11 protein-coding genes and 1 tRNA gene are annotated in these 13,246 nt (G+C 64.9%); 3 read left to right on the top strand and 9 right to left on the bottom strand.

Annotated features, from left to right (window positions below; genetic code table 11):
* The first annotated feature begins 65 nt into the window (after positions 1 to 65).
* Positions 66 to 1,010: a helix-turn-helix domain-containing protein gene (locus tag ACEQZY_RS14495; protein ID WP_370155407.1), complete on the top strand. Its 945-nt coding sequence runs from the start codon at positions 66 to 68 to the stop codon at positions 1,008 to 1,010.
* A 549-nt stretch (positions 1,011 to 1,559) separates the two neighbouring features.
* Here ACEQZY_RS14495 and ACEQZY_RS14490 read toward each other — a convergent pair.
* The 8 genes from ACEQZY_RS14490 to ACEQZY_RS14455 all read right to left on the bottom strand — a co-directional run bounded on the left by ACEQZY_RS14490 (position 1,560) and on the right by ACEQZY_RS14455 (position 9,743).
* Positions 1,560 to 2,708: an ImmA/IrrE family metallo-endopeptidase gene (locus ACEQZY_RS14490; protein ID WP_370155404.1), complete on the bottom strand. Its 1,149-nt coding sequence runs from the start codon at positions 2,706 to 2,708 to the stop codon at positions 1,560 to 1,562.
* Positions 2,709 to 2,711: 3 nt separating this feature from the next.
* On the bottom strand, positions 2,712 to 3,290 hold the full coding sequence (locus ACEQZY_RS14485; RefSeq protein ID WP_370155401.1) for a hypothetical protein: 579 nt from the start codon (positions 3,288 to 3,290) through the stop codon (positions 2,712 to 2,714).
* Complete coding sequence (locus tag ACEQZY_RS14480; RefSeq protein ID WP_370155399.1) at positions 3,287 to 4,156, bottom strand: hypothetical protein; 870 nt, start codon at positions 4,154 to 4,156, stop codon at positions 3,287 to 3,289. The genes ACEQZY_RS14485 and ACEQZY_RS14480 overlap by 4 nt, the downstream gene beginning before the upstream one ends.
* A gap of 682 nt (positions 4,157 to 4,838) precedes the next feature.
* Positions 4,839 to 5,912, bottom strand: a complete 1,074-nt coding sequence (locus ACEQZY_RS14475) for an ABC transporter substrate-binding protein (RefSeq protein WP_370155397.1) — start codon at positions 5,910 to 5,912, stop codon at positions 4,839 to 4,841.
* Positions 5,913 to 5,954: 42 nt separating this feature from the next.
* On the bottom strand, positions 5,955 to 7,679 hold the full coding sequence (locus ACEQZY_RS14470) for an amidohydrolase family protein (RefSeq protein ID WP_341705418.1): 1,725 nt from the start codon (positions 7,677 to 7,679) through the stop codon (positions 5,955 to 5,957).
* 39 nt (positions 7,680 to 7,718) lie between these two features.
* Positions 7,719 to 8,591 (bottom strand): ABC transporter permease, encoded by an 873-nt coding sequence (locus ACEQZY_RS14465; protein WP_370155394.1) that lies wholly within the window; start codon positions 8,589 to 8,591, stop codon positions 7,719 to 7,721.
* Positions 8,588 to 9,361 carry an ABC transporter ATP-binding protein gene (locus ACEQZY_RS14460; protein WP_370155392.1) on the bottom strand — a complete coding sequence of 258 codons (774 nt, stop codon included), beginning with the start codon at positions 9,359 to 9,361 and terminating at the stop codon, positions 8,588 to 8,590. The genes ACEQZY_RS14465 and ACEQZY_RS14460 overlap by 4 nt, the downstream gene beginning before the upstream one ends.
* Before the next feature lie 306 nt (positions 9,362 to 9,667).
* A tRNA-Glu gene (locus tag ACEQZY_RS14455) sits at positions 9,668 to 9,743 on the bottom strand.
* A gap of 202 nt (positions 9,744 to 9,945) precedes the next feature.
* Here ACEQZY_RS14455 and ACEQZY_RS14450 point away from each other — a divergent pair.
* Together ACEQZY_RS14450 and ACEQZY_RS14445 are read left to right on the top strand one after the other, a co-directional pair.
* Positions 9,946 to 10,455: a cupin domain-containing protein gene (locus ACEQZY_RS14450; RefSeq protein WP_370155390.1), complete on the top strand. Its 510-nt coding sequence runs from the start codon at positions 9,946 to 9,948 to the stop codon at positions 10,453 to 10,455.
* Positions 10,456 to 10,510: 55 nt separating this feature from the next.
* The gene (locus ACEQZY_RS14445) at positions 10,511 to 11,431 is read left to right on the top strand and encodes a DMT family transporter (RefSeq protein ID WP_370155387.1); all 921 of its coding nucleotides are present in this window, start codon (positions 10,511 to 10,513) and stop codon (positions 11,429 to 11,431) included.
* 10 nt (positions 11,432 to 11,441) lie between these two features.
* Here ACEQZY_RS14445 and recJ read toward each other — a convergent pair whose 3' ends face one another.
* Positions 11,442 to 13,241 carry a single-stranded-DNA-specific exonuclease RecJ gene (gene recJ / locus ACEQZY_RS14440; RefSeq protein ID WP_370155384.1) on the bottom strand — a complete coding sequence of 600 codons (1,800 nt, stop codon included), beginning with the start codon at positions 13,239 to 13,241 and terminating at the stop codon, positions 11,442 to 11,444.
* Positions 13,242 to 13,246: the final 5 nt, after the last annotated feature.

Raw genomic sequence — 13,246 nt, 5'->3', positions numbered from 1 at the left:
TCGGGACCCGCCCTCGGATGTGGCAGGCCCGCACAGGGAAGGAAACCGGAGCGCATGCCAGCGACATGACAGCGCCCGCCACCTATGCCACCACGGCCCAGCCGCCGGCGCGCCAGTACCAGCACTGGCGCGAGACGGTCAGCGCCACCCATCTGGCCTGGGACCTGCCGGCGCGCAGCGAGGCCGCCTTCGACGGCCGCATCCGCAGCCGCGCGCTCGGCCCGGCCGGGCTGATCGCCTGCCGCTGCGATCCCTGCGACGGCCGCCGCGGCCGCGGCGAGATCGCCCGCGACGACGCGGCTTACTTTGGCCTGCTCTGCATCCTCGAGGGCGGCGAATGGCTCGACAGCGCGGGCCGCGAGACGCCGCTGGCCGCCGGCCATGCCATGCTGTGGGACAGCACGCGGCGCATGCGCTTCCGCGCGCCGGCGCGCTTGCGCAAGATCACCCTGCTGCTGCCGCAGGACCTGCTGCTGGCTGCCCTGCCCGATGCCGCCGACCGCGTGGGCGAGCCGGTCAGCTTGCGCGACGGCGCCGGGGCCCTGCTGCTGGCGCAGCTGCGGCTGCTGCTGCGCGGCGACGATCTTCCGGCCATGCAGCAGCCGGCGGTGCTGCACAGTGCGCTCACGTTGCTGGGCGCGGCCTTCGATCCGCTGGCCGGCCACGGCAGCGACGGCCGTGACAACGCGGCCGCCCTGCGCCGGCGCATCATGGCCCATATACGCGGCCGGCTGGACGATCCGGCGCTTGATCCGCAGGGCATCGCCGATGCGCTCGGCCTGTCGCTGCGCCACCTGCATCGCGTGTTCGCCGCCGGCGGCTGCACCCTCGACCGCTGGATCTGGCACCAGCGCCTGCTGCGCTGCCGTCACGATCTCTCGCTGGCGCCGGCGCAGACCGGCAGCATCGCGCAGATTGCTTTCCGCTGGGGCTTCAGCGATGCGGCGCATTTCAGCCGCGCGTTCAGGCGGGCTTTTGGCGTCAGTCCGCGGGAGTGGCGCCGCCGCTAGGGGCGATTATTAGCTATTAATCTAGCAGATACAGATTGAGATAGAGATCACAAGCTAAACTCTCAGCACGTATCAATTCCGTCGCAGAAATGCGTTCTGGGAGTGTCTGGCAGAAATCCCCCTGCATCACGCATGAGGCAAAATTTCTCGAACGCAGAAACGCATTCAAGCAATCCCTCTTCCACACATAACTTTAGCAACCCGATACTTCCAGTAATACTGTCGGGACCGAGGACATCTGCCCCTAATCTACGTGCCTTGCGATCATCGCAACACAACCCATATCCAAGACTATGACTGACAGCGATCGACTCTGTCTCACCCTCCCCCAAGTCATGCGCACTCAACAAGTCGGTGAATAGTTGAGCAGGAATGACGCTTTCGTCCACAAAGTCACACTGCCCACCTTCATGAAGAGATAGAATTTCTGCTGCATGGGTCGGATTGCACTCGCTAACAACAATGGGGGTCAGCCACAAGCGGCATCCACGCAGCCTGCACACTACCCCCAATGCGCCCGCATTCAGGAGGTTTATTGCGGAGCTAGCATCAATGACGTAATTCTGAGTCAATGTTGGGCCCCGCATGTGCGGCGTATAGCTCTTCGACAGAGATGCCAAGTTGATCACATAACCAACCCGCAGAGACCTCCCCTGCCTTAACCTTCTCAACGGCCAACTGAAGTAGGCTGGAAGAAACGCGCGGAATCACTACACTGACTCTTGGTGGCAGGTTTGCAGATTTTGCCCGCCTCTCTGCGCTGCCATGTGCTCGCTTTAGCTCATCCACGAGCGCAACTGCCCCTCCCGCTGGGAGCAAGTCGAGATTCTCGCACCTACGAGCCGCAACGTCGAAGCTCACTCCATAAATGCGCGCCAACAGTAATATTTCGATATCACCTAGCTGCGGCGTATCAATACGCAACACGTCTCGAACCGTCTTTAGAGTTCTTCCGACGCCCTGGTCGGGTAACAAAAGAATAGAAGCGAATGCATCTACAAATGCCTCGCTACGAGACTTTGACCGCGCCCGCCCAATACTTGAAGCACGCTCAAATATTGCCGCATGGCCGAAACGGTGATGCGCAATGATGTGCCCAAGTTCGTGGGCCAAAGTGAAGAGCATCCTGCTCGCAAAGCGCGGCGAGACGAACACAAATGCATGCCCACCAGCGATGACTGAAGCGCCTTCGTACTGGGAGAAGTTCAGCCGTCCAATAACAGCTAAGCCCTCTGCGTCGATGACCTGAGCTAAATCCGGAATCGGTTCATCCTGGCGATCCGGAATGAATTGCATTCGGAACAGTTCCGCTAGCCTATGCGCCTCAGCATAAGTCTCTTCGGAATAGTCGAACGCCGAAAGCCATTGTGGATTACCGATCCTATTGGGAAGAATTTTTAGTGACGCGTCGACAAAACTAGCCACCGACTCTACCGTGACCTCATACTGCCGCCTTTCTTTGCCCGGCGTATTACGGAAGAGCAGAGATAGATTCTGTTCCGACTTTAATGCAGGGAGTCCGGTAGCGAATACTCGCAATGGAATCCGCAAGCCACGTGACAATGCACGTAGATCCGCAAGGGTCGGATCACCTCCCGCTAAAATACTACGGACAGTGGCAAGAGGTAGTTTTGACCGGTCGGCTATTTCCGATTCCGATAGCGAAAGCTCGCGCAGGACGTCCGCAGCCTTGTTCATTAACTACACCGAATCGGTTTTAATTCCCCTCAACCAATCCAGCATATCGTTGACCTGCTTTTCATCAAGCTTTGACCAACGACTCATCACGTCAATCACGCGATTCCCGCGCGGCCGATTCAGTATTTGGGATAGCTTTGAAAGCGTCTGCTGACGCCCCAGTTCAACCTCTCTTGGCGTTTCCAGCGCGATCCCATCGGTTCCTACCAGATAGTTTTCTATCCTCTTCTCGAAGGTGTCTGGCGAGTGATGGTCAAGCTGGTGTTTTTTTCCAGCGCCATCGACCACAACATTCCCCTGCAGCCCATTCTCGCCCATCTCTAGGCGATTTTCAGGGAACCGTCGAAACGCCGCGAGCGCACTGATCTTTTCATTCACTTTGAAACCGCCAACGACGTACTGCTGAACCCTGGCCGTTTTCCCACTAACAACGAAAACAAAGTCGCCTTTAGTCACAAGGCGGCGAATATTCGGCATGCAGGCGCCCAGCGTCGGTGTTTTGGCAAACAAGATCGGATCATTCAAGTTATTGAACAATCCCGGGTCAGCGCCTTTGCCAGTTATATAGATATAGCCCTTCATCTAGCTCGCTCTCCGTGCAATCGGCCCGCTGATTCGCACAACCTATCAAGAATTTCCACCAGTGGATTACAAACTACTTTCCGTCGACGCCCAGGCGCTACAAATGTTGAACCGCAAGCCTCACATTCATGCTCATGGTGCGGATAGAACGCCTTCTCGCTGCGATCAAAGTGTGAAGCTCCGCACGTCGGACAATTCAGGCTGACCACCTTGTTGGCCAAGTATTGAAGTGATCGTTGGGCCATAAGGTAGCCGACCAAATCTTCATCCAGCTTTACGCCGTCGATTATCACGGTTCCGTATGTGTCATCTTTATCTAGGCAATTGTTGTCGGCGCCATACAGATGAACGTGAATGCCTTCCTCCTCGGGAAAGTTACGCGTCCATAGTATTGCAGGATTCGACGCCCAGACTTGAATACCCCCCGGATGATCGGCCTGCGAAACCTCCAATACCTTTGATGTCCGGATGATTTCTCTTGTCTTCCGCGCATCCGCTCTAAGATTGGGAAGATACGCAATAGGATTGGAGACACTTTCCCCGGACGGATCTTTGAAATACTTTCCGCAACCATGGCATAGATGCTTACGATGCGGGTGAACGGCAAAATAGTCTGCATCAAGGTGAAGCTCGCCGCAGTTTACGCAGAACAGATGCTTTACCGGGTGCCCGATGAATTTAGAGATATAGTAGCTGACTGCAGCCTCTTGAGAAATCAGGAGTCGCCCGTCGGCAAATAGGTCGCCTTTGTTGTAAGCCATAACGACGGCTGGAAACGTGGCATCAATCTGTTTCTTGCCGTTGTGTTCGTGCCGTGCATGGACATGCACGCCGCGATCAGGAGGGAGCCCCGTCGTGTCATACACTGGCGCCACGACCCCCCAGAGTGCGATACCCCCCGGGTAGTCGGAATCTCGTAGCTCTAGGGCTTCGCCAAGTTGTGCAGTATCTCGGTATGCCGATTCGCACTGAGCTAGCCGCACACCGTAGTGCCCGGTAGCCGATGCTCCATGAACGCGGCACCAGTATCGCGGCTTGCCATTTCGGGCCTTGCCGACCTGTTCAATTTGACAGTCGCGGGCACGCCGCGACTCACCAATCGCGACCATATCGACTTGCCTCAACCCAAGAGCGCAGCCTAGTTGAATAGATGTTGGGCGCTTATCCCCTTTGCAAGTACGCACCAAGCTTATTTTCGACTAAAACGGCAATTAATTTAGCCTATATGAAGAACAAATTTATGCTGGGTAGAGGAACGCGAAGTGTCAAATTTATCCTTCCACAACAATAAGTTGCTTGGCGTATCATCAATTCCGAATATCGGATTATTAGAATTACTTCAATAAACTATCATCAAAACACCCCCGCCTTGCTACATCATTCCTCTACCGAGCCCTCGGCTTGACGGTTAGCCCCAATTGCCCCCCAGAGCTTGGGCGGGATGCCAGCACACAGATGACCCTTCCGGCTCCGGCTCCCGGCCCGCCCTGAAAGCAGAACGGGGCGCCGCAGCGCCCCGTTCCTTCCCCATCGGCCCGTCCGCTGCGGTCAGAGCGAGGCCATCGCCTTTTCGGCGAAGCTGAGATCATAGGCATCCTCGAACCTGAACCCCGCCGGAATGCCCGGCTGGGCCAGCTGCTTCAGCTCGGCATCGAGGAATTCGAGATTGAGGTCGAACTGCTTGCGGCTGGGCACCGGCGTCTTCATGTACATGCCGATATTGTTCGAGAAGGCCGTCTCGAACAGCGCCGGGTCCATGTCGCCGAAATGCGTCTTGGCCCAGGCCTTGAACCCGGCCGGATCGCCGCTGATGCCGCGCAAAGCCAGCGCGATGCCCTTGCAGTAGGCGGTCAGCTCGGCCGGCTTTTCCTTCGCCGTCTTCTCGCTGACGCTGGCGGTGATGTACAGGTAATCCTCCAGCTCCGGCGGCGGGTTGGTCACCATGTTGAACAGGTAGACCGCGCCGAACTTGGAAATCGCCACATCCGAGGTGGGCGAGGACAGCACGAAGCCGTCGATGGTGCCGCGCTCGTAGGCGGCCAGGATGGCGGCGCCGCCGCCCTGGATCGGCACCAGCTCGGCATCGGTGGCCGGATCGATCTTGGCCATGCGCATCAGGTAGCGCGCCAGCTGGTCCGGGCCGCCGCCGGGGCCGGTGGTGCCGATCTTCAGGCCGCGCAGCGCGGCCGCCTTCTGCACCGGCGCCGAGGCCTCGGTGACGCCGGCCTTGTCGGCCGCCGCCTTGCGGATCACCACGTTGGAGGCGAATTTGTTGACCCAGCCGCAGATCATCTTCACCGGCTGGCGGCGGATCTGCACGCGCATGTTCTGGGTCGGCGCGCCCAGCAGGATATCGGCGGCGCCGCCGATCAGCGCATCCTGGTTGACGCCGCGGTTGGTCGCCGCCAGCGACAGCTTCAGCCCCGCCCCGGTGAACAGGCCGGTGCCCTGGGCGAAATCCTCGGCGCCCCAGAGGAACGACTTGGCATTCGACCGCAGGCTCGACGCCTCCAGCGCCGTCTGCCCGAAGGCTGCCGGTGCCATCCCCGCCGCACCGAAGCCGCCCAGCATCGCCACCGAGGCAACGCCCTGCATGAAAGACCTACGTTCGATATCCCGCATATTCCCCTCCTGAGTTGATGACGCAGACTCTCCTGTGATGTGTCAGCCGGCGGCGGCGCTGCGCAGCACCTGGCCGGGCAGCTTCGTGCCGGCCGGCATCGGTTCGCCCGGCGGCGGCAGCACGGTGCCGTTCACCACCACGGTATGGATGCCCGATGGCCGCGAGATCAGGCGGTCGGCACCGGCCGGCAGGTCGTAGACCCGCTCCAGCGGGCCGGCGCCCACGGTGGCCGGATCGAACACCACCACATCGGCCGGCCGGCCGGTCTTCAGCAGGCCGCGATCGGCGATGCCGAAAATCTCCGCCGTGCGCCCGGTCAGCATGTGCACGCCCTGCTCCAGGCTGAAGGCGCCCTTCTCGCGCACCCAGTAGCCCAGCAGATGGGTGGCATAGCAGGCATCGCAGAGCTGCGAGAGATGCGCGCCGCCATCGCCCAGCCCGACCACGGTATTGGGGTCGCTGAGCAGTTCCTGCACTTCGTCTTCCTGGAAATTGACCAGCGGCATGCGGAAACGGGTGCGCAGGTTGCTTTCCACCGCCAGGTCGAGGATCAGGTCGGTCGGCGGCAGTCCCCGTTCGGCGGCCACCTCTTCCACCCTGCGGCCGACCAGCTCCGGATGCGGCTCGCAATAGCTGATCTCGGTCAGCCGCCACGAGGCCCGGCGCATCTCGCCCTCGTCGCGGCCGCCGGAGAAATCGCCGTCGCGACCGCCGCGGCCGGCCACCTCCTCGCGGAAATCCCGGCGGAAGCCGGGGTCGCGGTAGATCGCCAACAGCTCGGCCTCGCCCTTCGCCAGCCGCACCGGGCGGAACAGGCTCCAGGTGTCGAACACCACCGGCGAGCGGAAATCGAATTCGCTGACGATGGGGCGGCAGGCCACCTGCGGATAGATCGGCTTGCCGGCGGCCAGCAGGTCGCGGGTGCGCTGCAGGCTTTCGCGGTGGCGGCCCGGCCCGAGCTGGCCGGCCAGCAGCGCGGTCCAGCAGACCGGACGGCCGCTTTCCTCATGCATGGCCAGATACTGGTCGAACAGCGGCTCGCGGGCGCCGTTATAGTGGATCACGCCGCGGCCGACATCGCCGACCGCGCGGGCCAGCGCGCGCAGCTCGTCGATCCCGGCCAGCCGGCTCGGGATCGGCTTGCCGTCGAAGCCGATATGGATCGGCGAGACCGAGGTGGCGAAGGCGATGGCGCCGGCCTTCATGCCGTCGCGCACGATATCCTGCATCTGCCGGATCTCGTCCTCGGTGGCGGCCCGCTCGACCGCGGCCTCGCCCATCACATACAGCCGCGTGGGCGTATGGCCGATCATCACGCCGACATTGATCGCCGTGCCGCGCTGTTCCAGCGCGCCGAGATATTCCGGAAAGCTCTCGAACGGCCAGTCGTCGCCCAGCGCCGCTTCCAGCGCGGTCAGCGGCATCGCCTCGACCCGCTCCAGCGTGCGCAGGATCAGGCCGCGATCCTTCGGCCGGGTCGGCGCGATGCCGAAACCGCAGCTGCCCATCACCACGCTGGTCACGCCATGCCAGGGCGAGATGGTCAGCATCGGGTCCCAGAAGACCTGGGCGTCGTAATGGGTGTGGATGTCGACGAAGCCCGGCGCCACGGTCAGCCCGCCGGCATCGATGCTGCGCGTCGCCGCATCCGGCGCATCGCCCAGGGCGACGATGCGGCCGTCGCGGATGCCGACATCGCCGCGATAGCCCGGCGCGCCGCTGCCGTCCACGATGGTGCCGCCGGTAATCTTCAGATCATAAGCCATGGCCGTTCCGTTCCGCCTTTCCGTATCCTGTCCGCTGCCTCATGCCCCGTCGCGCCAGCGCAGCAGGTGGCGTTCCAGCATCTTCAGGCCGGCATTCAGCACGATGCCGGTCACCGCCAGCACCACCAGGCCGGCAAACACGCCGGCGGTGTCGAACAGGCCGGAGGCCTGGCCGATCAGGAAGCCGATGCCGCGATTGGACGAGATCAGCTCGCCGACCACCGCGCCGATCAGCGCATAGGGCACCGAGACCTTGAGGCCGGTCAGCACCCAGGCCGCCGCCGACGGGAAGATCACGTAGCGCAGCAGCTGCCAGCCATTGGCGCCCATGATCCGCGCGGTGTTCAGGTGGATGGCGCTGACATCGCGCACGCCGGCGAAGGTGTTGAGGAAGACCAGGAAGAAGACGATCAGCGCCGCCATCGCGATCTTGCTTTCGATGCCGATGCCGAACCACATGATCATCAGCGGCGCCAGCGCGATCTTCGGCAGGCAGTAGATCGCCGTGATATAGGGGTCGCAGATCCGCGCCAGCAGGTCCGACCGCCCGAGCAGGAAGCCGGCGGTGAAACCGCTGAGGCTGCCCAGCACGAAACCGAGGATCATCGCCTGCATGGTATAGGCGAAGGCGCCGGCCAGGGTGCCGTTCATGGTCCACGACCACAGGCGCACCGCCACATCGGCCGGCGACGAGATGAAGAACGGATCGATCAGCCAGCCCGAAACGCCCTGCCACAAGGCCAGCACGAGGATGCCGATGGCGACCTGGCCGACGCGGATGCTCCAGCGGCGGTTGCGCTCGGCCCGCTCGGCGGCGCGCAGGAACTGGCCCGGCACCACATGGCCGGGCGTGCGCTCGATATCGGCGGCCGCGGCGGCCGCGCGGCGGGTGTCGACGGCATTGTCGTTCATGCCCGGGCCTCCGCGCCGATCTCCGGGGCGAGTGCGTCCCACAGCTCGTTGTAGAGGGCGCGGAAGGCCGGATCGAACTGCAGCCGGAACACGTCGCGCGGCCGCGGCAGGTCGATCTTGCGCACCGACTTGATGCGGCCCGGCCGGCCGCTGAAAATCACCACCTCGTCGGACAGCGCGATCGCCTCGGCCAGGTCATGGGTGACGAAGACGATGGTCTTGCGGGTATCGTCCCAGATGCGGGCCAGCTCGTTCTGCATCACCAGCTTGAGCTGGGCATCCAGCGCGCCGAAGGGCTCGTCCATCAGCAGGGTGCCGGGGTCGTAGGCCAGAACCTGGGCCAGCGCGACGCGCTTGCGCATACCGCCCGACAGCTCGGCGGGGAAATGCCGGCGGAACTTGGTCAGCCCCACCATCGCCAGCATGCTGTCGACGCGGGCGGCGATCCTGTCGCGCGGCCAGCCGCGCAGGATCAGCGGCAGCGACACATTCTCCTCGGCGCTGCGCCAGGGCAGCAGGCTGTCGGCCTGGGTCATGTAGCCGACATTCCGGTTGATTCCCGAAACGACGGCGCCGTCATGCTCGATCTCGCCATAGGAGGGCGCGACGATGCCGGCGATCATGTTCAGCAGGGTGGACTTGCCGCAGCCGCTCGGCCCGACGAAGGACACGAAGCGGCCGGACGGGATGTCGAGATCGGTGGGCAGCAGCGCCGGCACCTCGGCGCCGCGCGCGACGAAAATCTTGGCGGCGCCCCGGACCGCGATCATGACTGCCGCGCCTTTGCAGCCGGACCCGGCCGGGATGCACAGACGGGCCGGGATGCGCAAAGGAATGTCGGGCTGCAGGCTACGGGGCGCATCGATCTTTCCGCTTTTGTTATATCGATATTACATTATGACAAAAGAAAGCGGGTCAATACAAAACTGGCCCGCAGCGCATGGCGCCATGCGTTTTCTGTGCCGTTTCGGCAAATGTCATAAAACCGGAGTTGCAATCGCGCGGCCATGCGCGCGCATTCATGCACAGCGGGCATCGGCTGTGCGTCTGGTCTGTGCTGTCGCTGGCCTGGAAGCTGGCGACCCCAACGGGAGTCGAACCCGTGTCTTCACCGTGAAAGGGTGACGTCCTAGGCCTCTAGACGATGGGGTCGGCCTGGCGGCGCGGCAGAAACCGCGCGGCGGAGGGCTGTGTACCGGGTTCCGCCCCACAAATCAAGCGCTTCGGCGCGGCGGCCGGAAACGGCACAGGTCAATGGAATCCGGGGGTTAGCCGCCATTGCCGGGCCCGCGCCCCTTGCCCCGGCGGGGGCGGCTGCCTACCATCCGGCTTTCAGCATCGCAGGAGCCGAGTCATGGGTCACGATCACGCCGCCGATCACCCGCATTCCACCGACTGGAAGCATGACGGCGTGCAGGTGATCCCGGCCGACAGGCTGGACCCGACCAGCGCCGGCAAGACCGCCGGCATGAACCGCGCCACGGCGATCAACTTCGCCCGCGCCGGCGCCCAGAAGATCTGGGCCGGCACCGTGCATATCCACCCCGACGCCAAGACCGGCGCCCATCACCATGGCGACCTCGAAAGCGTGATCTACGTGGTGAAAGGCAGGGCGCGGATGCGCTGGGGCAACGCGCTCGAATTCACCGCCGAGGCCGGGCCGGGGGATTTCATCTTCGTGCCGCCCTATGTGCCGCACCAGGAAATCAATGCCAGCACCGACGAGACGCTGGAATGCGTGCTGGTGCGCTCCGGCCAGGACCCGGTGGTGGTGAATCTCGACATCGAGCCGGTGGAAAAGCCTGAATCCGTGTTCTGGGTCGACCCGATCCACGCGGCGCCCGATGCCGGCGGGAAGGCTTAACGCCCGCCCTCTGTTCTCTGCTTTCTGCCCCCTCCCTCTCCAGTCCGGTACCATCATGCTTTACGAGCGGATCTTCGGGTCCGGCAACCGCCGCGGCATCCTCGCCATGTCGCTCGGCATCATCCTGTTCGTGGTCAACGAGGCCCTGTGCAAGCTGGTCTTCGCCACGGTGCCGACCAGCCAGGTGATGGCGGTGCGCGGCGGCATCGCCCTGCTGCTGATCCTGGCTGCCGCCCATGCCACCGGCGCCACCCGGCAGATTGCCGGTGCGCTGGACCGCGGCGTGCTGATGCGCAGCCTGGCCGACCTGTTCGGCAGCTATCTCTACATGTTCGCCCTGTTCCAGATGCCGATCGGCAACATGATGGCCATCAACATGGCCTCGCCGCTGATGATGACCGCCACGGTGGCTTTGCTGCTGCGCGAGCCGGTCGGCTGGCGGCGCTGGAGCGCGGTGGTGGCCGGCTTCATCGGCGTGCTGCTGGTGGTGCAGCCGCGCGCCGAAAGCTTCAATGCCTATTCGCTGGTTGCCGTCGCCGCGGTCTGCTGCCTGGTGGTGCGCGACCTGGTCACCCGCGCCATCGCGCCGGGCGTGCCATCGCTGATCGTCATCCTCACCAATGTCGGCATGATGGCCGCGGTCACGTCGGCGGCGGCGACGGTGGAAGGCTGGGTGCCGATGGGCTGGTACGAACTGCTGCTGCTGGGCATCGCCGCGGTGTTCATCGCCGCCGGCTACCTGCTGGTGGTGGATGCCTTCCGCCATGCGGAAGTGCCGGTGATCGTGCCGCTGCGCTATACCGGCCTGCTGTGGGCGCTGCTGATCGGCTGGCTGGTCTGGGGCGACGTGCCCAACGAGATGGCCACCGCCGGCATCCTGCTGATCGTCGCGAGCGGGCTGTATGTGCTGCACCGCGAGCGGGTGCGCGGCCGGGTGCTGCCGCCGGCCGACCCGCCGGGCAGCCCGGCGCCCTGAACGCCGCCGGTCAGGGCCGCGCGGCATCCTCCAGCACGAACTGCACCCGGCGCTCGCCGCGCCAGTGATCGGCGCGCAGATGGCCGGCCAGGTGCAGGGGCGCACCGGTCTGGCGCGCCTGCAGCAGCGCCGGCCCGAACTCGCCGTCCAGCGACCGGAAGGCGATGGCGCGCAGGCGCGGGCCGCCGCCATCTGCCGCCGCCAGCAGGCAGCGCACATGCTTCTCGCCCACCACATCGGCGGTGACGACGCGGGCCGCCGGCAGGGCGAACCGCGGCTCGGGATTGCCGGAACCATAGGGGCCGAGCTTTTCCAGCTGGTCGAACAGGGCGGCATTGGCGCCGCCGATGCCCAGCGCGCCGTCGATGCCGAGGCTGGCCGAGGCGCCGGCCGCCGCCACCGCCGCCGCCAGCCGCGTGTTGAGAAAGGCCTTCAGCTCGTTCAGCTTCGCGGCCTCGACGGTCAGGCCCGCCGCCATCGCGTGGCCGCCGCCATTGACCAGCAGCCCCGCCTGCCCGGCCGCCACCACCGCCGCGCCGAGATCGACGCCGGGGATCGAGCGGCCGGAGCCCTTGCCGAGCCCTGACTCGTCGTCGAGCGCGATGACGAAGCTCGGTCGGCCGGCCGCCTCGCGGATGCGGGCGGCGACGATGCCGATCACGCCGGGATGCCAGCCGGCCCGCGCCACCAGCGCCAGCGCGGCCTCGTCGGGCACATGCTCCAGCTCGGCCATCGCCTCGGCCAGCACGCCGGCCTCGATCTCCTGCCGCTCGCGGTTGTAGCGGTCGAGTTCGGCGGCCATGGCGGCGGCCTCGCGCGGATCGTCGCAGGCCAGCAGCCGCGTGCCGAGATCGGCGCGCCCCACCCGGCCGCCGGCATTCACCCGCGGCCCCATCAGGAAGCCGAGGTGATAGGCGCCCGGCGGCTCGGCCATGCCGGCCGCATCGGCCAGCGCCGCCAGCCCGGCATTGCCGCGCCCGCGCAGGATGCGGATGCCCTGGGCAACCAGCGCGCGGTTCACGCCGGTCAGCGGCACGACATCGCACACCGTGCCCAAAGCCACCAGATCGAGCCAGCCCATCAGGTCGGGTTCCGGGCGGGTATCTGCATTGTAGAAGCCGCGCTCGCGCAGGCGGCGGTTGACCGCCACCACCAGCAGGAAGGCGACGCCCACGGCGGCAAGCTGGCCGAAGCCCGGCTGCTCGTCCAGCCGGTTCGGGTTGATCACGGCCACGGCGCGCGGCAGTTCCGGTTCAGCCAGATGGTGGTCGACCACCACGACTTCCAGCCCGGCGGCGGCGGCGTCTTCCAGCGGTGCAAAGGCCAGCGTGCCGCAATCGACCGTGATCACCAGCTTCACGCCCTCGGCGGCAAGCGCGCGCAAAGCCGGCGCATTGGGGCCGTAGCCTTCCTTCAGGCGGTCGGGGATATAGACCCGCAGCGGCCGGCCCAGCGATGCGAAGAAACGGGCCAGCAGGGCGGAGGATGTGGCACCGTCCACATCATAGTCGCCGAACACGGCCACGCTGTCGCCGGCGATGATGGCGGCAGCCAGCCGGTCGGCCGCCGCATCCATGTCGCGGAACCGCGAGGGATCGGGCAGCAGGCGGCGCAGGCTGGGGTTGAGGTGGTCGTCGAGGCTGTCGGGATCGACGCCGCGGCCGGCCAGCACGCGGCCCAGCACCTCGGGCAGGCCGGCGCGCTGGGCCAGGGCCAGGGCCAGCCGCTCGTCGGCATTGCGCAGGCGCCAGCGCCGGCCCTGCAGCGAGCGGGCAACGCCGAGAAAGGGGGCCTCCGCGACGGCGGTCACGGCAT

It is taken from the genome of Ferrovibrio sp. (genome assembly GCF_964218355.1).
Classification (GTDB): domain Bacteria; phylum Pseudomonadota; class Alphaproteobacteria; order Ferrovibrionales; family Ferrovibrionaceae; genus Ferrovibrio.
This window is presented reverse-complemented; position numbering and strand designations above follow the sequence as displayed.